This window comes from Desulfothermus okinawensis JCM 13304, assembly GCF_054654515.1.
In genome coordinates this window covers 136,779-158,686 of sequence record NZ_BAAIEW010000002.1, presented here as the reverse complement: position 1 = coordinate 158,686, position 21,908 = coordinate 136,779, and the positions used below count along the sequence as shown (strand labels likewise).

Here is a 21,908-nt window from a genome sequence, read left to right as displayed (position 1 = left end):
TTCTTAAAGCACCTTGGCAGCCTGGAGTTCTTCTACTGTAAAATCCCAAACAGTATCGTGAGGAGGTAGTTTTTCCTTTATAAAAAATTCTGGTAACTGGTCATGGGCCTTAGTAAACCCTGCATCAACATTAAAAGAATATTCATCTCTTAAAACACTCACACCTAAATTAATTATATCATCTACAGTCACTTTTTTGCCCATCTTTGCAGATAAGAGATTTGCCATGGTCTCCATTGCATCCTCTGTATCCAGAACTGCAAATGCAACAAAGAGACAAAAACCAGTTGAATCTATCGCTGCAGTTGCAATCTGTAAATTTTTAGAGACCTCAACATTTCCCTCTTTTTTCAAGGGATTTATATCCCCTCCAACTTTCAGGACATTTTGACACACAGCATATCCAGCTGTATGGTCAGCCCCCATTGGGGTAGTGGCGTATGTAACCCCAACCCCTTTTACAGACCTTGGATCATATGCAGGCAGGGATTGGCCTTTTACAACAGGTACCCTATCAACTCCCAGGGCCTTTCCTGTAAAGGACGCACCATTGGCAATTATTTTTCCCAGATAATCATCTTTATTATAGACCCTTTTTAAAAGTTCAATTGCAGCCTTTCCATCTCCCCATGGGATTATACCAGCATCCATTGCAACAGCAATGGTATTTCCCATCTCTATAGTATCAAGCCCAAGGTCATCACAGAGTCGATCAAGGTGTGCCAGGTCATCTAAATTTGATATTGTGGTGTTGGGACCAAGTGCCCACACTGTCTCATATTCAAAACCTGACGTGATATATTCCCCATTTTCATCAACATATGCCTGGGAACACTGGATAATGCATCCTGGATGACATCCTTCTTTAACAACCCCTCCCCTTTTTTCTATTATCTCTGCCATTTTCTCACCACTTACATCAGCTGCCTTATCAAAACGCCCATACCTGAAATTTTTAGTGGGGAGTGCACCAGCCTCGTTGATTATATTTATCAAAATAGCAGTTCCAAAAGATGGGAGTCCCTGTGATGTAACTGGATGTCCCTTTAAGATTTCCACCCACCTTCTGGCAGCAGCTTTAAATGCATCTTTATCTGCAATGGATACTCCTTTTCCGCCCTTATCGTCCACAACAATTGCCTTAATACCTTTAGACCCCATAACAGCACCAAGTCCTCCCCTACCAGCAGCCCTTGCTGGTCGACCCCTTGGGTCAGTAAATTGAATAGAGGCACCAAGGCGTAAATCTTCACCTGCAGGACCAATCACCATAATGGCCACTTTATCCCCATATCTCTCAAAAAGCCTCTTTGCAGTATCATAGGTGCCTTTTCCTGAAAGCTCCGGGAATTCCTCAATGGCAACGCCTTCACTGTTAATAAAAACCACCCTTGGAACCCGACTATCTTCTGGCTTATCTTCTAAAACAATCCCTTTTATCCCAAGGTTTGCCAATTTCTGGGACATGGATCCGCCAGAATTAGACTCTTTTATTCCACCTGTTAAAGGAGATTTCCCTCCAACGGATATCCTTCCGGAATTGGCAACTGGAGTTCCAGTTAGTATTCCTGGCGCTATTACCAGCTTATTGTCCCTTCCCAGAGGATGAGCCTTGGCAGGTACTTCTTTTCTAATAATCCTTGATGTAAGGGCCCTCCCCCCAAGAAATTTTAGATCATCCCCCACCCCCTCAAATTTATATTCACCTGTCCTTGTATTAATCCTGAGCAATTTTTCCATAACTCACCCCCTCTTTTTTTATTTTTAAATATTAATTACTTTAGTTACACCCTTAGACAAAATTATGTCAATTAATTAATTTCAGTAGCCCTTCATAACACTTTCCACCACATGAAAAAAGGCCTCAATCCTTGTTAAGACACCAGCAACGCCTGTGTGTTCATCAAATTCAAGTATGAGATATGGTTTATCCTTTAAAATAAACTTATAGAAATGTTCTATAAAAGAATCTGGTCCACAACTAAAATTCGTAATATGGACCCCAAAGAGATTTGGATGTTTTTTTACATACTTGGCTACCCTTAAAACCCTTGATCCAAAGCCCCAGTACATCCTTGGAAAATCTGATAAATCTATTTGGGAGACATCAATAAAATCCATTGGTAGTGCTAAAATTCCCCTTTTTGATAACCTTGAGCCAAGGTGAAGATTTAGTCTAACATCATATAAATTATACGGTCTGCCACTTATTATCCAGATTGGCTTGTCTCCATTTTTAGAAAGTACATCTTTTCCTATATCAATTAATCCCTTTTTATAGGAATTGTACTTAGAAAAAGCTAAATCCACTGCCCTTTTTATTTCTTTTATGGTAACATTAAACTTATTCCCCATGGCCTCATATAAATCTTTTGTCAGATGTTCTGGACCATCCCTTAGATACACATGTGGTTGTAAAATTCTTTTATCATCAATTGAAATCGCTCTTTTTACAATATATGCTGATGCTGCCACCATTGGACAAAACATGGACTTTTCATTATCAGAATATGCTGGCATATCTATTACATTTGGAAGGAAATAAAAATCACATCTATCAATCAAATATTTTACATGTCCGTGAAACACCTTAATGGGAAAACACATATCAGTTACAACAGATTCCACCCCAAGAGTAGCTATCTTATTTTGGGTTTTGGGGGTAAGATACACATTGAATCCAAGTTCTCTAAAGAATATTGACCAGAAAAAGCCCCACTCTAAAAATTGAATAGCAAAAGGGATCCCTATAACAGGAGAGCTGTTTATGGTATTGAGTTTACCAGGCTCAACGTCCCATTGTTTAAGGATATCTAAAAATATCTCTTCCCTTTTTAAAAAATAATCATCACAGGGTTCTCCCAGATAATTTGTCACCTCATATCTACCACACTCCCCACCCCATATACTCTTTTTACCATGGAAATTATATACTTTTAGTTTACATTCATTGGTGCAAGTAATATCCGCCCTGCATATTATCTCTTTATAACCCACTTCACTTATTGCCAGCTCCTTTATATTCCTATCCTTTTGTTTGTTCCCAGATTTTTCCATTTGTTCTTTTATGAGCAGGGCAGCCCCATAAGCACCCATCACTTCCCTGTGCGGAGGAACTATAATCTCTTTACCAAGGACTTTTTCAAAAGCAGCCACAATTGCCTTATTTAAGGATGGGCCACCTAAAAACATTATTTTATTCCCTATAAACCTCTTGCCCACCACCCTATTTAAATAATTGTGAACAATTGCATAACAAAGTCCAGCTATTAAATCCTGGATCCTGGCTCCTTGCTGCAAATATCCCATTAAATCAGATTCCATAAATACTGTGCATCTCTCAGTTAAGTTAATGGGATTTTTCGAGCTAAGTGCTATTTCCTGAAACTCACCCACAATATTTATCCCCAGTTTATTTGCCAGCTCGTGTAAAAAACTTCCTGTGCCTGCTGCACAGATCTTGTTCATGTCAAAATCCACTGGATGGGTATCTTTTATCCTAATGTATTTGGAATCCTGACCACCTATCTCAAATATAGTGTCAACTTCCTTGTTTATATGCACCGCACCTCTGCTATGGGCAGTTATCTCGTCTATGATAAGGTCTGCATCTAGAAAATCCCCAACCACATTCCTGCCAGAACCCGTTGTGGAGATCCCTAGGACATTAACATCTTCCCCAAGCTTTTTTATAAGGTCTAAAAGGAGATACTGGGTAACCTCTATTGGCTTTCCCCTGGTGGTCACATAACACTTGGAAATAATGTTTCCTTTTAAGTCAATAAATGCATATTTTGTGCTGGTAGAACCTATATCTACACCAAGATAGCCTTTAACTATCCCAGATCTATGTGGAGGAGTTATGTCCTTACTTTCATTAAAACAGGAAAGCTCAAGGGAGAGGGGATAGGTCCTTGGAAAGTCAACAGATTTTCCCTTTGTTGCCCTTTTTAACTTCTCTATTTTAATTGCTGAAGGTTTTAATTCCTTTCTAGAAAGAATTGCTGCCCCAATTGCACCAATGGATGCAAAAAAATCAGGGACAATAAGGTCTGGAAAGTATTTTTTAAGTGCAATATATTGAAGCCTATTTGCAGCCATTCCGCCAATAAATATAACTGGTGGTTCCACTTCCACATTGCCAACTATTGTGCTCACAAAGTTTTTGGCATTTCCATGGTGGAGACCCGCAATTATGTTTTCTATGGGCTCCCCTTTATTTTGCAGGTGGATCATGTCAGACTTTGTAAATACTGTGCACCTACATGCCACAGGTGCTGGAGATGTGCTTTTAAGACCCAGGTCTATAAAGTCCTTAAGGGTTGTGTCTAATTTATCCTGGGTGAGCTTAAAATCTGCTCCATACATGGCTATTGACAGCCTTTCTGCCTGTTGATCTATAAATGAACCTGTACCAGATGCACATGGACCATTTATTGAAAAATTGGTCAAAAAAAATCTATCTCCTTCATAGGACAGGTTAAATAACATTGCATCCTGTCCTCCAATATTTATAATGGATTTAACCCCAGGAACTATGTTAATTGCACCTTCTACAATACATATTGTCTCCACTTCATATGGTGCATCTAAAACCTCTGCTATCAATTTTCCATTTGAACCTGTAAATAATATTCCATAAATTTCTTCCATGGGATATTTTGAAAAAATATTCTCTAAAACTGTATAAGTTTTATCATATATTATTCCAAAGTGCCTTGTATATGGTGCTTCATATACAACTTCTCCATTCTCATTAATTATAGCAGCATTAATACTAACAGAGCCTACATCAACTCCCAGATAATACACTATAAATCACCTCTCTTTGTTTTATTGTAGTAATTGATTAGTCCATTTGTAGATGAATCATAAAAGCCACATAACTGATCCTTATCTAATTTATCTATTATGTCCTTAGCAAGTTTTTTTCCAAGCTCTACCCCCCACTGATCAAAGGAATTTATATTCCATATGCATCCGGAAACATAGACACGATGCTCATATAGCGCTATAAGGGCTCCCAGGCTATAGGGAGTTAGCTCATCTATTAAAATTGAATTGGATGGCCTATTTCCAGGAAATAGTTTATGCGGCAGGATGTTGTTTATCTCATCTCTATCCTTTGAACTGGTTTTGAGTTCCTCAAGTACCTGTTTTTCATCTCTCCCCTCCATAAGTGCCCGGGTTTGTGCAAAAAAATTGGCCATAAATATCTTATGTTGGTCTTCTGTGTTATATGGATTTTTTACAAATCCAATAAAATCACATGGTACTATTTGTGTGCCCTGATGAAGAAGTTGATAAAAGGAATGCTGGCCATCTGTTCCTACCCGCCCCCAAATCACCGGTGATGTATCAAAATCCACTTCTCTTCCATCCATTGTAATTCGCTTCCCATTTGATTCCATAATTAGTTGCTGAAGGTGATTTGGAAATTCCTCAAGACACTGGGAATAGGGTAGGATGGCAATGGATCTCACCCCAAAAAAATTTACATACCATACATCTAAAAGGCCCATAATAACCGGTATATTCTCTTTAAATTCAGTTTCTTTAAAGTGTTTGTCCACCATGTGGGCACCCTTTAAGAGCTGGGCAAAATTCTCAAATCCAATAGAAATAGCAATAGATGTCCCAATTGCAGACCACAGAGAGTATCTTCCACCAACAAAATCCCAGAATTCAAACATGTTTTTGGGATCTATACCAAATTGAATTACCCCTTCCCTGTTAGTTGAAACAGCCACAAAATGTCTTTCAACGCACCTATCATCTTTTAAATTTTCAACCACCCACTGTCTGGCTTTTTTTGCATTTTCCATTGTCTCCTGGGTTGTAAATGACTTTGAAGAAATAATAAACAGGGTTGTTTCAGGAGATAAATCCTCAATGGTCTTATTTAAATGTGCTGGATCCACATTTGATACAAAATGCACTTTAAGGTCCTTTGAAGACAAAAAATCCAGTGCCCTGACAACCATCTTTGGCCCAAGGTCTGATCCCCCTATCCCCAGATTTACAACATCTGTAATCCTTTTACCTGTAAATCCCCTCCATTTTCCAGACCTTATGTCCTCAACAAATCCCTTTACCCTCCTTAAGACTGAATGTATTTCTTTTGACCAGTCCTTACCATCCACAATTACTTCTTTGTTTTCAGGAGATCTAAGTGCCCAGTGCATAACACGTCTATTTTCAGTTACATTTATAATATCTCCTGAGAACATACCCTGAATTTTTTCCTTTAAAGAGGCCTCTTCTGCCAGTTTAAAAAGTAGCGCCATGGTCTTTGATGTTATCCTGTTTTTTGAATAATCAAACATTATTGGACCTAATTTTATACTAAATCTGTAAAACCTGTCTCTGTCATCTAAAAACATATCCCTCATATGTATATCTCTTATCTCGGTGTAGTGTTTACACAAATCCTTATATGCTAAACTTTTTGAAAAAAAATATCCCATGGTATTGCTCCTTGTTTATAATTTTATTAAATTTGTCCCAACACCTTGAAAAACATAAACAATTCTGATTAAATATAGGTTAAAACAACCATAAAGGTCAATTACTAATTAAGAAGAGGTGGGTATGAAAATAGATCTACCATTTGGAGAAAAAAAGTTGTCCCTAAAAGTCCCTGATAACTGGGAGATAGTAATACCTGATACACAAAAAATAGGGGCTCAAACAGGGGATGAAGTATCGGTTATAAAAAGGTCAATGGCAAATCCCTTTGAACAAATACCAATTGGACAAAAGGATTTAAAGGACAAAAAGGTGCTGATTGTAGTTGATGACAACACTAGGCCAACACCAGTATATAAATTTTTTCATCTTGTAATAGATGAGCTAAAAAAAGCAGGTGCCAAGGAAAAAAACATAACCCTTATCCCTGGGCTTGGGATACACACAAAGATGAGCCAAATGGAGATGGAAGAAAAAATAGGCACAGAGAATCTAAAATATATAAGATGGAAAAACCATGATGCATATGACAAAGACCAAAATATATCCATTGGAAGGACATCTTTGGGATTAGATATTGAGTTAAATAGAGAGCTTTTACTTAGTGATTTCATAGTCCTAATAGGAATGATTGAACCCCATCTGTGGGCAGGATATGGCGGAGGCATGAAGCTCATCTTCCCTGGCCTTGGGTCTGCTAAATCCATTTCAGAACACCACATGCTCATTGCCAGGCCACCTTATGAGGTAAACAGGGTTGGATATGAACCTCACAGAAATTCCTTTAGACTTCAATTGGAAGAGGTATACAACCTGTTAAAAAAAGATATCTTTATGGTAAATGTCCTGCTTGACGGGGAAAATAGGATAATTGACTGTGTAAGCGGCCATCCAATATCTGCCCATAGAGAGGGGATTTGCATCTGCAAAAAAATATCTGGGTTGAATGTACCAAAAAAGGCAGATGGAATAATAGTTAGCTCTCATCCCATGGATATAAATTTAAAACAGGGGATGAAAGGGGTTGCGAACACCCTTCCAGCTGTTAAGAAAAACGGAATAATAATGGGATTTTTAGCGGCAAAAAAAGGAATAGATGACATAACCCTCCCCAACAGATCCCTTCCTTTACCATTCCTAAGACTCCTGTTAAAGGTCTTGGGAAAAAAGAGGATATGGAAATTTGTGGAATTAATTAGCGCAAATAAAAATCCCGAAGAGAAATTTTTGACCTATTATACTGTGAATTTAGTGGCTGACTATAGATTGTATGTACATGCCCCAACAATATCCAGGGATGAGACAAAAAAATTGGGGATTTTTGAAAACTTTTATGCTCCACAACAGGTAATAGAGAAAGGATCTAAAAAGCTTGGGAAAAGACCCCTTGTATATGTATTTAAAGAAGCTGGATCTACTTTCCCCTTGATTTAAAGAAAATAAAAAAGCCGGGACAAACCCGGCCTTTTTATTCAGCTTGTATCTCTATCTTCTTTGGCTGAAGTTTTTCTGCCTTTGGCAGGGTAAGTGTTAATACCCCATTTTTCAAGTTGGCAGAAATCTTTTCCCTATCAACAGCATCTGATAATGTAAATTGTCTTACGTATTTTACATTACCAAACTCACTCCTGAGCAAATCCTTTCCTTCAAAGGTAGGAAAGTCAGTCTTTGCCTCAATGGTCAATACATCTTTATCTACTGATATATTTAGATTTTCCTTTGGTACTCCTGGCATATCCATTACAATGTAATAGGAATTGTCTTTATGTATTATATCTGTAAAAGGCTGTACCTTTGGATATTCTTCTTTTTTTACTACTTCAGTTGCCATAATATCACCTCCTTTTTTCTATTTAAGATTCAATCTGTATCTTTTTTGGTTTTATCTCTTCTACCTTTGGAAGAACTACTTCCAAGACTCCATTTTTCATCTTAGCTTTAATATTATCCCTTTGAACATCAACATTTAAATTTATAATTCTTTGAAAATAACCTGTTGGCCTTTCCTGACGAATGTATTCAGCTTCATCTGATTTCCTTTCACCTTTTAATATCAAACTCTTATCAGAGATTGTTAGATCTAAATCTTTTACATCTACTCCAGGAAGCTCCATTGCTACATAAATATTATTCTCATCTTCTGCAATATTGATTGGAGGATAGGCAAGTCTCCTTTGACTTATCTCTAATGGAGCCCACAGTTCATCAAAAAACTTCTCTATTGTACTTGGTATATCATATAATGTATTAAAATCTAGTACCATATCAAATCACCTCCTGTTTTATGTTTTTATTTTCTATTTTCTTAATCATTTCTAACATAGAAATTAATATCAAAACAGGAGGTGTCAAGTGGGGATATTAAATTTTAGTCCTGGTTACTACCAATAAAATCTTCCAATTTTATTGCTTCTTCAATAAGCATAATGGGGATTTCTTCTTTTATTGGGTAAACCAGCTTACATTGGTAGCATATGAGCCCATCTTCGTTTTCTGTAAGCTCCAGATCCCCCTTGCACTTTGGACATGCCAGAATATCCAGTAATTCTTTGTTTAACGCCATTTTAAACCTCCTCAAAAAAAATGGTGAACTTTTTTTGCTTATTCCATTAACTCCAAAGTCTCAAGCTTTGATGTGTCTGTGTATGTGATCTGTGTCTGTGGTCTGTAACTCCCATATACACTCACACTTTCACATACACCCTTCGCCCTTCTACCTTCCACTACCCACTATCCACTATTCACTATATTAATTTCCTCATTTGACTAAATCTAAATAACCAACTAAAAAAGATCAAACGGTTTTTTCTTATAAAACAGGAGCTAAGACTAATGGAATACATTGACTTACATGTGCACACAACTGCATCAGACGGGACCTATTCACCAACAGAGGTCGTTAAACTTGCCAGAGAAATTGGTCTTAAGGCAATAGCAATAACTGACCACGACACCACAAAGGGTCTAAAAGAAGCCTATTTTGCTGGAAAAGAAAAAGGTGTGGAAGTGATTCCAGGGTGCGAGCTAAGTGTTGAATATCCAATGGGACAGATGCATATAGTTGGCCTGTGGCTGCCCCTTGAACCCAAACACGTAGCTTATGAACTTGAGTATTTAAGAAAAAAAAGACATGATAGAAACAAGCAGATAATTGAGAAATTAATAGATGCTGGAGTAGATATTTCATATGAGGATGTGCTTGGCATAGTAGAGACAGGATCAACTGTTGGTAGGCCCCACATAGCAAGGGTCCTTGTGGCAAAAAAGGCAGCTAAAGACATAAAAGAAGCATTTGACAAATACATTGGACCATCTGGAATTGCATATGTCCCAAAGACCAAATTTTCTCCTAAAAAGGCAATCTCTATTTTAAAAAAAGAAGGCGCAACAGTAATTTTGGCCCATCCCTTTTCCCTCAACCTATCAGATGAAAAATTAAGACAAGAGCTAATCAGACTCAAGGAAATGGGGTTAGATGGCATGGAGGTGTATTATTCTGAACACACAAAAGAACAGACTGAAACCTATCTCAAGTTTTGTATGGAACTTGATCTGCTGGTTAGTGGGGGATCAGATTTCCATGGAACAGTAAAAAAACATATACAGCTTGGTTGGGGTAGGGGTAATTTAAAGATACCCTACAAGCTTGTTGAAGAGATGAAGAGATACAGGAGAAAAAGGGGGCTTTAGTTGAAAATTCCAGAACTCCTCTGCCCTGCTGGCAACATGGATAGACTGGAAACTGCCCTGACTTATGGAGCAGATGCACTATATCTTGGTGGTGAAAAATTTAACTTAAGGGCAAAGGGGGCAAACTTTACAAACAAAGAGCTAACAAATTCAGTAAAACTCATTAAAAGATACAAGAAAAAGGCTTATCTCTGTTTAAATGCATATTTATATGACCACCAAATAAGTCAGTTTAAAACATACCTCAAGGAAATTGAACACATACCCTTTGATGGGGTAATATGTGCAGACCCAGGTGTCATAGAAATAGTAAAACAGGAGTGTCCCCATCTACCCATCCACCTATCTACCCAGGCAAACACATCAAATAGCCAAAGTGTTTCATTCTGGAAAAAACAGGGAATTAAGCGAATAAACCTTGCCAGAGAGACAACTTTAAAACACATAAAAAGTATTCGAGATGCACATAAGGATATAGAGCTTGAGGTCTTTGTCCACGGTGCCATGTGCATGGCAATCTCTGGTAGGTGCAGTTTAAGCGCTTACTTAAATAACAGATCTGCAAATCAAGGGCTCTGTACCCACCCGTGTAGATTTTTATATAAAATTAGAGGTATTGCAGTGGAGGAAAAGGAAAGGCCAGGCAGGATCTTATGGGAATATTTTGAGGATCATGAATTTAGCTCTTTTTTTGCTGCTGAAGATCTATGCCTAATTAAATACTTAAAATGGTTTTGTGTAAATAATATTGATGCCATAAAAATTGAAGGCCGCAATAAGACAAGCTCATATCTTGGAGTTGTAATTGATGTATATAAAACAGCCCTTAAGGATTTACAAGAAAAAAAATTAAGGCTGCCCTTATATCTAAAGGAACTAAAAAATACCGCCACAAGGGTATTAAATACGGGATTCTTTTTACCAGGGAAAAGGGTAAATGTACTTGAGGCAAAAAGTAACAAAAATCCAGTTGTGTTCAAGGTATTAAAAAGGGTATCAACTGATAAATATTTAATTTCTGTAAGGCATAAAATAGACATAGACAAAGGGTTAGAAATCCTTATGCCAGGTCTAAATAGGCCCAAAATAGATCCCGGAACTTATTTATTTGAAGATGAAAGGGGAAATGCTATCACAGAAGTAAACTCAGGGATCAATTGTTATTTCAGATACAATACAGAGGATTTAAAAGAAAATTTTTTGGTCAGGGGTAATTTATAGTGGATTTAAAGAGATATTTTTTCGCAAATGGAATTAGATTTAAATGCCAGCAATGTGGAAAGTGTTGCACAGGTGAACCAGGAACTGTATATGTAACAGAAGAAGAAATAAAAAAAATTTCAGATTTCCTGAATATAGATACCAAAAAATTCAAAAAAGATTTTTTATACCCTTTTAGAGATTCATATAGCATTAAAGAATTAAAAAATGGGAATTGTGTTTTTTACAAAGATAAATCATGTGCCATATATCCTGTCCGTCCAATGCAGTGCAGGACTTATCCATTCTGGCTCAAAAATTTGAGAAATGAAAAAAACTGGAAAGAAATTGAAAGACAGTGTCCTGGAATTGGAAAGGGAAAATTATTTACCGTGGAAGAGATCATTGATATTATCTCAAAAAGTCCAATTTAAAACGGCTATCACCTGTTTTCCCCTTGGCTTTGTAGGCTTTTTCATATATATTTTGTTTGAATTCAGGGGATAGGAGAAAAATTTGAAAAATTACCGGGACTATTACTTTAAAAAGGCCAAAAAAGAAGACTTTCCAGCCAGGTCAGTTTATAAACTAAAAGAGATAGACAAGAAGTTTAATATCTTTAAAAAAGGTCAGGTGGTACTTGATCTTGGGGCATCCCCAGGTTCATGGACCAAGTATGCTAAATCAAGAATCGGTGCGTCTGGCAAAGTTATTGCTATTGATCTAAATGAGCTAAAAATCCCCATCTCCCAAGGTATAATTTTCTTAAAAGGGGATATATTGAATATGGACGCACCCATGGAGACCATTATCTCTTCAAACAGTCCATTTGATGTGGTACTCAGCGATATGGCCCCAAAGACCACAGGGATTAAGATAACAGACCAGTCACGTTCCCTAGAACTTGCCGAAAATGCACTTGACATTGCTTTAAAATTTTTAAAGGACCAGGGCTCATTTGTTGTCAAGATTTTTAATGGCCCTGATGTCCCTGATTTTCAGAAAAAGGTACGTAAATTTTTCAAAATAGTTAAGACCTACAAGCCTAAAAGCTCCAGGTCTGAGAGCAAAGAAACCTTTATTTTGGGTTTTAGGAAATTAGCTTAATCTAATTTTTGTAGGAGGAAATATGGCAGGACATAGTAAATGGGCAAATATTAAACACAGAAAAGGTCGCCAGGACGCAAAAAGGGGAAAGCTGTTTACCAAAGCTACTAAAGAGATAATGGTTGCTGCAAAGGTAGGTGGCGGAGACCCTACTATGAATTCCAGGCTCAGAATGGCAATAGATTATGCCAAAAGCATTAACATGCCCAAAGACAAGATTGAAACCGCCATCAAAAAGGGTACAGGGGAAATTTCTGCAGGATCCTTAGATGAAGTTGTATATGAGGGATATGGTCCAGGTGGCGTTGCGATAATTGTAGAGGCAGTCACTGACAACAAAAATAGGACTGTTGCTGAAATCAGAAAGATATTCAGTAAAAACAATGGAAATCTAGGTGAGACAGGATGTGTGGGCTGGATGTTTGAAAAAATGGGAGTTCTCACCTTTTCCAAGGAAAAGTATTCTGAAGATGAACTCCTGGAAGTGGGTCTTGAGGCAGGTGTAGAAGACATAGTAGATGATGGGGATTCATATGAAGTTAGAACATCTGTGGAAGACTTTATCAAGGTAAAGGAAGCTTATGAAAAGGCTGGGATTGAATTTGAAAATGCGGAAATAACCATGATCCCTCAAAACTATGTAAATTTAGATAAAGAAACTGCCCTAAAGGCATTGAAGCTCTATGAACAATTAGATGACCACGACGACGTGCAAAAGGTACACGCCAATTTTGAAATTCCAGATGAACTATACGAAGAATTAAAAAATTAACCTATGGTAGTCTTAGGACTTGACCCTGGTATTAGACATACTGGGTTTGGTATAATAACCGGGGATAGACAGAGTTTAACCCTTGTGGATAGCGGGGTCATATCTCCAAATCCCAAAGAAGATATTAGCCAGAAGATATCGTATATATACAATGAAGTAGTAAGTATCATAAAAAAATACTCCCCAGAAGAAGCTGCAATTGAAGATGTATTTATGTCTGTAAATATTAGGTCAGCCCTTACTTTGGGCCATGCAAGGGGAGCTGCCATGGTGGCATGCACAAATAACAATATTAGCATCCATACCTATGAACCAACCCTGGTAAAAAAGACCATTGTTGGAAGGGGAAGGGCAGACAAATCACAGGTTGCCTTTATGGTTGGTCAGATTTTGGGGGAAAAACCTGTCTGGCCAAAGGATGCCAGTGATGCAATTGCAATTGCCATCTGCCACCACTTAATCAGGACTACACTTAAGAAATACAAATGATAGGATACATAAAGGGGAAAATTATATTCATCAAAGGGGATGTTGTTACTATTCTAACTCCTTCGGGAGTTGGCTATGAAGTAACTATCCCCAAACACCATTTGCCAGGCAACAACTCTTTAAAAAAAGAAGAAATTGGATTTTTTATAAAGACTGTTGTCAGGGAGGATGCAATAGACCTATATGGATTTGCTACAAGTGAAGAAAAAGACCTTTTCACAAGCCTTATCCAGATTACAAAGCTTGGTCCAAGGAGCGCAGTTAATATTTTATCTGAGATCTCCCCAGATGAATTAATTGAAGCAATATTTAAAGAAAATGTATCAGCACTGACCAAGGTCCCAGGGATAGGCAAAAAAACGGCAAAAAGGATTATATTGGAATTAAAAGAAAAACTGGAAAAATCCCGGGATATAAATATATCCAGGCTAAAACCTGAGAAAATAAATAACCAAATATACCTAGATGCATTATCAGCTCTAAAAAATCTTGGATACAGGGAAGATGAAGTTGATTTTTTCATAAAACAGGAAATAAATAACGATCCAGACTTGTTAGTGGAAGAAATTATACGGAATGTTCTAAAAAAATTAGCAAAAAATCATGAAAAAAATAAAAGATGAATCCATTAGACCACAAAATTTAGATGAATTTATTGGACAGGAAGAGCTGAAAAGGAACTTGAAAGTATTTATAAAAGCAGCAAAAGAGAGAAACCAGGCCATAGACCACATACTACTTTACGGAAATCCTGGCCTTGGAAAAACCACCCTAGCAAAGATTATTGCCAGTGAACTTGGAGTAAATCTCATGACCTCTTCTGGCCCTGTTATAGAAAGGGGGGCAGACCTTGCTGCTATTTTGACAAATTTAAACACAAATGACATATTGTTCATAGATGAAATACATAGACTCCACCCAGCAGTTGAGGAAATTTTATATCCTGCAATGGAAGACTTTAAACTGGATCTTGTCATAGGGCAAGGACCAGGGGCAAGGACCGTGAAAATTGATTTAGAACCATTCACTTTAATTGGCGCAACCACCAGGATTGGACTTTTAAGCTCCCCATTAAGGGACAGGTTTGGAGTAATTTTCAGACTAAACTTTTATTCACCAGATGAGCTTGCAAATATAATTTTAAGGTCAGCCAGGGTCCTGGGAATAGAAATTTCAAGGCATGGGGCACTGGAAATTGGCAGGAGGTCCAGGGGAACCCCGAGGATAGCCAACAGACTCCTTAGACGGGTAATTGACTTTGCCATGGTTGAGGGAGATGAAAAAATAACAGAAGAGGTGGCAAAAAGGGCACTTAACAGGCTTGATATTGATCCCCTTGGGCTGGATTCCATGGACAGGAGAATACTCAGGGTCTTAATCAATAAATTTGGAGGAGGTCCTGTTGGAATCAAGACCATTGCCACTGCATGCTGTGAAGAGGTCAGGACACTGGAAGAAATTTACGAACCATATTTAATTCAACTTGGATTTATAAAAAGGACACCCAGGGGCAGGGTTGCAACAAGGTCTGCCTATAACCATTTAAAAATACAAATTTTGGAGTAGCGTCATGAAAGTAATAGAGCCCTCATACGAAATACTATATCTCCCAGAGCCAGAGGATATCTTAAAGGTAATAGAAACTGCTGGAAGGACCTGTTATAAATCTGAACATAAAATCTCCCACGATTCTGCCAAGGAATTTATTAGAAGAATAATTAGATCAGGTCATGAAAGCGTAATTGAGCACAGCTTTTTAACTGTGAAGTTTATATGTGATCGTGGAGTAACCCATGAGCTAGTGAGACACAGGCTGGCAGCTTATTCCCAGGAAAGCACTAGGTATGCCAATTATTCCATGGATCGCTTTGGATCTGAGATCACAGTAATAAAGCCATGTTTTTTTAAAGAGGGATCTCAAGAATATAATGTATGGCTAAATGCCATGGAGCAGGCTGAAAAAGCATACATGGATTTACTCAGATGTGGAGCACGGCCTGAAGAAGCCCGTTCTGTACTTCCCAATAGCCTCAAGGCAGAAATTGTGATGAGTGCAAATTTCAGAGAATGGCGTCATGTACTTAAGCTTAGATGCTCAAAAAGGGCACATCCACAGATAAGAGAAATAATGATACCCCTTTTAGAAGACTTGAAAAAAAGGGTCCCTGTAATTTTTGACGATATTACATATTAATCTAGCTGTGTCTGTGGGTGCCTAAGGTTCAAAGTTCAACGTTCAAAGTTCGAGGTCTTCTTCACCCTTCTACCTTCATCCTTCACCCTTTCACTAATAACTAAAAACTAATCACTATTCACTTACTCCATAACAATCAATAATCGGAGCTAAAGAAATAGGCACATTAATCTGTTACCTTTTAGTGGCTGTTGCAATACTCATAATCTCATTTGGATCAAGGATCAAAATCACCCTACCATCCCCAAGAATGGTTGCCCCTGCAAATCCGTGAATATCACCCAGGTAATCACCCATTGATTTGATTACTATCTCCTGTCTGTGGAGTAGCCTGTCAACAATCACGCCAAGCTTTCTCTCATTAACTGAAATTATTACCAGAGGAAGTATTTCTCTATCTCCTCCGCTTCCATTTTTCACACCCAATATATCTCCAAGCTCAACCAGACCTACCACCTCACCCCTTAAGGTGGTTGTCTTCCTCCTGTTTACCTCATAAACCTTATCTGAGCTGATCTTTGTGGTTTCAGACACTGCATCTAAGGGTATTGCATATGTCTGTTTCCCAACATCCACTAAAAGGGCCTCAATAATAGCAAGGGTAAGGGGGAGAGATAAGGTAAATTTTGTTCCCTTACCAACTTCACTGTGTACAAAAACATTTCCATTTAGACTTTTGATGTTATTTTTCACAACATCCATGCCCACCCCACGACCAGAGACATCTGTCACCTTTTCAGCGGTGGAGAAACCAGGGGCAAAGATAAGTTCAATTGCTTCTCGATCATCCATTTTTTCGGCATCTTCCGGGGTTATTATTCCCTTTTCTATGGCCTTGCTCTTTATTTTTTCAGGATCTATACCCTTACCATCGTCTTCCACTTCAATCATAACAGAATTTCCCTCATGAAATGCGCGAAGCCACACTTTTCCAACTTCTGGTTTCCCTGCAGCCACTCTCTCTTCAGGGCTTTCCTGACCATGATCCACTGCATTTCTAATAAGATGTAGGATTGGATCACCAATTAACTCAACAAGGCTCTTGTCCAGCTCTGTATCCTCACCTTCAATGATAAGGTCAATCTTTTTACCACTTTTCCTGCTTAAATCCCTAACCAATCTTGGAAATCTGGAGAATACAGTTCGAATTGGCACCATCCTCACCTGCATAATGGTATCTTGCAGATCGTCAGAAATCCTCCCAAGGGCATCAGTTGTTTCATAAAAATATTGAATCATATCAGATAGATTTTGGCTCTCTTCCAGTTGTTTTGTGAGCATTACAAATCTATTTCTATTGATAATGAGCTCTCCTATTAAATTCATAAGATGATCTAATTTCTCATGGTCTACCCTTATAGTTGCAGAGCTCTTAATTTTTTGAGACTTTTGTGGTTTATTTTTATCTTGTTCTCCTTTCTTATTGTCGGTGAGCTGAGTTTTAGATTCTTTAGTCTCTTCTTTTTTGACCTCAGGTTGTTCTTTTATCTCTTGTTGTGACCCAACGTCTTCATCCTGTTTCTCTGAGATCTTTTCTACCTGCGATTTTGTGAGTTTCTCTATCTCTTTATTTATCATCTCTTCCAGTATCTCAGACTCTTGGGACAATATGGAGAGCAGGGTATCAAAGCCTCCCTCCATATTCCTCCCCTGATCAACTAAAACAGCAGTCTGATCAGCATATTTGGCACATTCGTCAAGTTCCATGTATTCACAGGCATTTTTAAGGGAAATAAAGGCCCTATATAGTCCATCAATGTACTCTTTATTATCTGGTTCTTTCTCCAAGGTACCTAGGGCAAGTTTTATATTTTCAAACTGTTGTCTAACAGTCTCAAGAAAAATAGATAGATCCTCGTCATCCACATGCATACCTTCTTCCAATGCTTCTTCTGCTCCCTCATCTAATCCTTTATCTGCAGCAGATTCTTCAGACTCTTTAGAACCTGTTAATCTTGATATAACCTTTTCCAGTTCCTGGGGAAGTCCTTTTAGATCAGGAGGGGTTACCAATCCACTTTCCTGATCTATTGCATCCACCATCTCCTCTAAGAGATCCAGGGTCTTTAAAAGAAGATCTAAAATATCACTGGGAATCTTCTCTTTATTCTGCCTAAAATAATTGAGTAAGCTTTCAGCCTTATGGGTCAGATCATAAAATTCCTTGTATCCTATAAGCCCACTATTGCCCTTTAAATTGTGAAAGTATCTAAAGATGTCTTGAATAATTTCTTCACTTCTTTCTGGCTCTTTTTCTATATCTACCAAAAGCTTATTCAAATTCTCTATGTTATCCTCAACTTCCTCCAAAAAGTCGTTTAAGTGTTCAGGACTATTAATTGTAAGTAAATAACCTTTATCTTCACTATCTCCTTTACTAGATCCTGACTCCTCAACTGAGGATGTGGGAATTTCCCCTTTTAACAGGCTTTCTATTGTCTCAATAATTGATTCAGTTTCAACATCTCCCTCTTCTCCAGTTTCCTCTAGATTGTCCAGCATCTGTCTCAGGGCATCTGTAGCAGCTAAAATTACATCCATAATTTCAGGGGTATTTTTTAAATTCCCCTTTCTCATCTCATCTAATATATTCTCTGCCTTATGTGCCAATTTATTCATCTTGTTTAAATTGAGAAACCCAGAAGCACCTTTTAAAGAGTGCATTGGCCTAAAAATCTCATCTATCAGACTAAGATCATCTGGATTTTTCTCCAGTTCCAATAAATTGGGTTCTATGGTTTCTAGATGTTCCCTTGCTTCAGCTATAAAATCTATCAAGACTTCCTGATCCATCATCATGGCCCATATCCTTTTTTTATTTCTTTTTTCCAAGTAACATATTTATATTTTTAAGCAACTTATGAGGTTGTGCTGGTTTCACCATATAAATATCAGCTCCTACCTCTAGGCCTGCTTGTATATCCTTGTCTTCACCTTCTGTGCTTAGGATTATAATGGGTAAATCTCGAAAGGCCTCTTGCTCTCTGATATTTTTTATAAAAGTAAGGCCATCCATCCTGGGCATATTTACGTCACTCACCACCAGCACAATATCGGGGTTAGAGTATAGTTTTTCCAGGCCATCTAGCCCATCTTCTGCAACAACAACCTTAAACCCTGCCTTTTTTATCACAAATGAAACCAAATTCCTCACAGTTTTTGAATCGTCAACAATTAAAATTGCTTTTTTTTCAGACATAGCATTCCTTCTTTGCCAATTTATTTTTTTACTATATGGGATAACAATTAAAAAAATTTCTCTTTTTTTTCAAGTGCCATACAAACATAAACTTCGTCAACTACCCATTACAATTTCAACTAACTTATTTATATCCATAATACCTATCAATCTTTCATCTTTTTTAATGAGTCCCATTGTAACGCCACTAGCACCAATCCGGCTATCTATATTCCATTCCAGGTCCTGTTGTGGAACTTTGTGCATGGTAGTTATCCTTTCAACTAATACACCAATTTTAAACTCTTTAAAATTACAAATCACTATAAATCTATAGTCTTCTATATTTTTTGTCCTGTCACAGATCAGTGGATAAACATCAAGGAGAGGCACAATGTTATTTCTCAAATTAATAACACCAACAACGTTAGGTGGAGATGATGGCAACTTAGTATAGTTGACCATTTTTATAACTTCCTGGACATAGTGTATTGGAAATGCAATTTCTCTATCTCCTATCTCAAAACCAACTAGTTGAACCTCTTCAAAAGATCTGATATCATCTTCTATATAAGCAGATGGCTCTGATATCTTTTGACCGTGTACATCTATTACTGGAGGTGTCTCCTCACCAAGGTATTTTTTTATAAACTCTAACTCATAGGAGCTATAACTTCCCTTTTCATCTGCCTCTTCTGGCAATATTACATGCTCTTTAAGATATTGTTCTGGAGTCTTTCTACCCATGATTATTATACCCTTATACTTTCTATTTCCTTTGCAAGCTGCATGTACTGTTTTGCACCCCTACTGTTTGGATAAAGATTATATATAATCTCACCTCTGGCACTGGCCTCTCTAAACTTTGTATCAATTGAGATAATGGTTTCAAAAAATCTGTCTTTTAAGTTCTCCTTAAGGACATCAACCACCCTTTTGCATGCACCAACCCTTTGATCAAACATAGTTGCAAGGGCTTTATAGTAAATAGATTTAGACAAAACTTTATTCAACATCCTTATAGTATCAAAAGTAAGTTTCAACCCATGAAGTGCCAAAAATTCCGCCTGAATAGGTATAACTGTGAGTGTTGACGCCACCAGTGCGTTAACAAGGATTATCCCAAAATTTGGGGGACAATCTAAAATTATGTATTCATATTGACCCGTTAGTTTTCTAGCTATTTTTTTTAAAATAAGCCCTTTTCCCGGTCTTTCTCTTAATTCGGACTCCACCATTGAAAGCTTTATGGAACCTGGGATAAAATCAAAAAAATGTCTCTTGTCCTTCTTTATCAATGAATATAAAAAATCCAGATCAATTTCTTCTCGTAAAAACATATCCAAAACGCTTATTGTAATGGTCTCGGGATAATAGGCAAGATGGATTGTTGCCGATGCATGGGGATCTAAATCCACTACAAGTGTTTTTTTTCCTAATAAAACAAAAGCGGCTCCAAGACTAAGTGCTGTGGTAGTCTTACCCACCCCACCCTTTTGATTTGCTATTGCCAAAATATTTGTGTGAGATATGGCCATTTAACTCTTAATTTCCCTAGACAGAAGGTTGTATAAGGCCTTCCAGTCATCCTCATATATATTTAAAAATTTTACCCCCACCTTATAGCTTCCACCCCTAAGTTCCACTCTAACTACTTCAGCTACCGCCACCAGTGATTGATTAAGTGAACTCTCAAAAACCTTAAAAAAACTTGGATGATATCTGTTTAGCCCTGGTACATATAAAGTAAGTTGTATTTTTTCACCTATGTTAAACTTCTCTCCTACATCCAAAAGGATTCCGCCAGGACTTATGTTCAAGCACTTGGTCTTAATAACCTTCTGACTCTTTACTGGGAATATAAATCTCTTCAACTCTACTCTGAGTTCTTTATTCAACCTCTGATACTTTCTCCTATCTTTACTATCCTCCACGAACCTCCCCCTTCTTGTAAACAATTGAACCAGGATAATATTTAGGCACAAAGGCCCTTGACAGATTGTGTAAGGTCTCAGAATGCCCCAAAAACAAATAACCACCAGGTTCTAAATTATCGTAAATAAAATTTATTACTTTTTTTTTGGCGACATCATCAAAATAAATAATAACGTTCCTACAAAAAACAACCTGGGATTTATCAATTTGTCTTATTTGAAGTCCATCTACTAGATTTATCTGTTTAAACTCCACTAGTTGTTGGACTTCTCTTTTTATCTTATATCTACCCTCAGAAATAACATCAAAATATCTTGCCTTTATGAATCCAGGGGTTGTACGCAGTGAATATTCTCCATATATTCCCCTCTTCGCCGCTCTAATCACATCTGCCGAGATATCGTTTGCAGTTATCTTTATATCCCAATTTTTTATTTCTCCTTTCAAGACCTCGTGAAGGATTATGGCTATTGTATAGGGTTCTTCACCTGTTGAACATCCAGCAGACCATATTCTGAGTTTTTTAACTGTTTTCTTTCGATTAATTACCTCTGGCAAAATTATATTTTGAAAAACTTTTAATTGGGGCTCATTTCTAAAAAAAGAAGTTTCATTTGTGGTTACAACTGAATAAAGTTTTTCAAGCTCTTTTCTTCTGGAAGGATCATATTTTAAAAAATAGTAATATTCTGAAAAAGAACTAAGACCCAATTCCTTGAGCCTATTTCTCAGTCGCGTCTCCAATAAATATTTTCTATTGTCTGCAATATAAATTCCTGTCTGATTATAGATAAAATCTCTTAAAAGTTTAAACTCTTCATCACTGATTTTATAATCTTTACGAAGAGTTGTAGTTTTAGTCAAAAATACCATAC

22 protein-coding genes are annotated in these 21,908 nt (G+C 37.4%); 10 read left to right on the top strand and 12 right to left on the bottom strand.

Annotated features, from left to right (window positions below):
* Positions 1-3: 3 nt before the first annotated feature.
* The 3 genes from ACYQ0O_RS01750 to pgi form a co-directional block, all read right to left on the bottom strand.
* Positions 4-1,740 (bottom strand): aldehyde ferredoxin oxidoreductase family protein, encoded by a 1,737-nt coding sequence (locus tag ACYQ0O_RS01750; protein ID WP_459890067.1) that lies wholly within the window; start codon positions 1,738-1,740, stop codon positions 4-6.
* Between the two features lie 81 nt (positions 1,741-1,821).
* Entirely contained in the window at positions 1,822-4,812 is a 2,991-nt protein-coding gene (locus ACYQ0O_RS01745) for an acyl-CoA dehydratase activase (protein WP_459890065.1), read from the bottom strand.
* Positions 4,812-6,467 (bottom strand): glucose-6-phosphate isomerase, encoded by a 1,656-nt coding sequence (pgi, locus tag ACYQ0O_RS01740; protein WP_459890063.1) that lies wholly within the window; start codon positions 6,465-6,467, stop codon positions 4,812-4,814. Before pgi ends, ACYQ0O_RS01745 begins: the two co-directional genes overlap by 1 nt.
* A 124-nt stretch (positions 6,468-6,591) precedes the next feature.
* Between pgi and ACYQ0O_RS01735 the strand changes: the two genes are divergently transcribed.
* The gene (locus tag ACYQ0O_RS01735) at positions 6,592-7,902 is read left to right on the top strand and encodes a lactate racemase domain-containing protein (RefSeq protein WP_459890061.1); all 1,311 of its coding nucleotides are present in this window, start codon (positions 6,592-6,594) and stop codon (positions 7,900-7,902) included.
* Positions 7,903-7,936: 34 nt separating this feature from the next.
* Here the strand turns inward: ACYQ0O_RS01735 and ACYQ0O_RS01730 are convergent, their stop codons facing one another.
* From ACYQ0O_RS01730 to ACYQ0O_RS01720, 3 genes are all read right to left on the bottom strand, one after another.
* Positions 7,937-8,299, bottom strand: a complete 363-nt coding sequence (locus tag ACYQ0O_RS01730) for an Hsp20/alpha crystallin family protein (RefSeq protein ID WP_075068180.1) — start codon at positions 8,297-8,299, stop codon at positions 7,937-7,939.
* 22 nt (positions 8,300-8,321) lie between these two features.
* Positions 8,322-8,732, bottom strand: a complete 411-nt coding sequence (locus tag ACYQ0O_RS01725; RefSeq protein ID WP_459890059.1) for an Hsp20/alpha crystallin family protein — start codon at positions 8,730-8,732, stop codon at positions 8,322-8,324.
* A gap of 104 nt (positions 8,733-8,836) precedes the next feature.
* Positions 8,837-9,031 (bottom strand): Trm112 family protein, encoded by a 195-nt coding sequence (locus tag ACYQ0O_RS01720; protein WP_075068178.1) that lies wholly within the window; start codon positions 9,029-9,031, stop codon positions 8,837-8,839.
* 269 nt (positions 9,032-9,300) lie between these two features.
* Here ACYQ0O_RS01720 and ACYQ0O_RS01715 point away from each other — a divergent pair, with 269 nt between their 5' ends.
* The 9 genes from ACYQ0O_RS01715 to thyX all read left to right on the top strand — a co-directional run bounded on the left by ACYQ0O_RS01715 (position 9,301) and on the right by thyX (position 15,920).
* Positions 9,301-10,158 (top strand): PHP domain-containing protein, encoded by an 858-nt coding sequence (locus tag ACYQ0O_RS01715; protein WP_459890057.1) that lies wholly within the window; start codon positions 9,301-9,303, stop codon positions 10,156-10,158.
* Positions 10,159-11,379, top strand: a complete 1,221-nt coding sequence (locus ACYQ0O_RS01710; protein WP_459890055.1) for a peptidase U32 family protein — start codon at positions 10,159-10,161, stop codon at positions 11,377-11,379.
* Positions 11,379-11,792 (top strand): YkgJ family cysteine cluster protein, encoded by a 414-nt coding sequence (locus ACYQ0O_RS01705; RefSeq protein ID WP_459890053.1) that lies wholly within the window; start codon positions 11,379-11,381, stop codon positions 11,790-11,792. The genes ACYQ0O_RS01710 and ACYQ0O_RS01705 overlap by 1 nt, the downstream gene beginning before the upstream one ends.
* 82 nt (positions 11,793-11,874) lie before the next feature.
* Complete coding sequence (locus ACYQ0O_RS01700; protein WP_459890051.1) at positions 11,875-12,465, top strand: RlmE family RNA methyltransferase; 591 nt, start codon at positions 11,875-11,877, stop codon at positions 12,463-12,465.
* Positions 12,466-12,487: 22 nt separating this feature from the next.
* Positions 12,488-13,237, top strand: a complete 750-nt coding sequence (locus tag ACYQ0O_RS01695) for a YebC/PmpR family DNA-binding transcriptional regulator (RefSeq protein WP_459890049.1) — start codon at positions 12,488-12,490, stop codon at positions 13,235-13,237.
* A 3-nt stretch (positions 13,238-13,240) separates the two neighbouring features.
* The gene (gene ruvC / locus ACYQ0O_RS01690) at positions 13,241-13,726 is read left to right on the top strand and encodes a crossover junction endodeoxyribonuclease RuvC (protein WP_459890047.1); all 486 of its coding nucleotides are present in this window, start codon (positions 13,241-13,243) and stop codon (positions 13,724-13,726) included.
* Positions 13,723-14,349, top strand: coding sequence for a Holliday junction branch migration protein RuvA (gene ruvA, locus ACYQ0O_RS01685; RefSeq protein ID WP_459890045.1), 627 nt, complete (start codon positions 13,723-13,725; stop codon positions 14,347-14,349). The genes ruvC and ruvA overlap by 4 nt, the downstream gene beginning before the upstream one ends.
* On the top strand, positions 14,330-15,292 hold the full coding sequence (gene ruvB, locus ACYQ0O_RS01680) for a Holliday junction branch migration DNA helicase RuvB (protein ID WP_459890043.1): 963 nt from the start codon (positions 14,330-14,332) through the stop codon (positions 15,290-15,292). The genes ruvA and ruvB overlap by 20 nt, the downstream gene beginning before the upstream one ends.
* 4 nt (positions 15,293-15,296) lie before the next feature.
* Positions 15,297-15,920, top strand: coding sequence for an FAD-dependent thymidylate synthase (gene thyX, locus ACYQ0O_RS01675; RefSeq protein ID WP_459890041.1), 624 nt, complete (start codon positions 15,297-15,299; stop codon positions 15,918-15,920).
* A gap of 174 nt (positions 15,921-16,094) precedes the next feature.
* Here thyX and ACYQ0O_RS01670 read toward each other — a convergent pair whose 3' ends face one another.
* From ACYQ0O_RS01670 to ACYQ0O_RS01645, 6 genes are all read right to left on the bottom strand, one after another.
* Positions 16,095-18,719: an Hpt domain-containing protein gene (locus tag ACYQ0O_RS01670; RefSeq protein WP_459890086.1), complete on the bottom strand. Its 2,625-nt coding sequence runs from the start codon at positions 18,717-18,719 to the stop codon at positions 16,095-16,097.
* A 16-nt stretch (positions 18,720-18,735) separates the two neighbouring features.
* Entirely contained in the window at positions 18,736-19,119 is a 384-nt protein-coding gene (locus tag ACYQ0O_RS01665; protein ID WP_459890039.1) for a response regulator, read from the bottom strand.
* Between the two features lie 96 nt (positions 19,120-19,215).
* Positions 19,216-19,845, bottom strand: a complete 630-nt coding sequence (locus ACYQ0O_RS01660; RefSeq protein ID WP_459890037.1) for a chemotaxis protein CheW — start codon at positions 19,843-19,845, stop codon at positions 19,216-19,218.
* A 5-nt stretch (positions 19,846-19,850) separates the two neighbouring features.
* Positions 19,851-20,636, bottom strand: coding sequence for a ParA family protein (locus tag ACYQ0O_RS01655; RefSeq protein WP_459890035.1), 786 nt, complete (start codon positions 20,634-20,636; stop codon positions 19,851-19,853).
* Positions 20,637-21,032: a PilZ domain-containing protein gene (locus ACYQ0O_RS01650; RefSeq protein ID WP_459890033.1), complete on the bottom strand. Its 396-nt coding sequence runs from the start codon at positions 21,030-21,032 to the stop codon at positions 20,637-20,639. It abuts the gene before it with no gap.
* A complete protein-coding gene (locus ACYQ0O_RS01645; protein ID WP_459890031.1) occupies positions 21,022-21,906 on the bottom strand; it encodes a CheR family methyltransferase in 885 nt (294 codons plus the stop codon). The genes ACYQ0O_RS01650 and ACYQ0O_RS01645 overlap by 11 nt, the downstream gene beginning before the upstream one ends.
* Between the last annotated feature and the right edge of the window lie 2 nt (positions 21,907-21,908).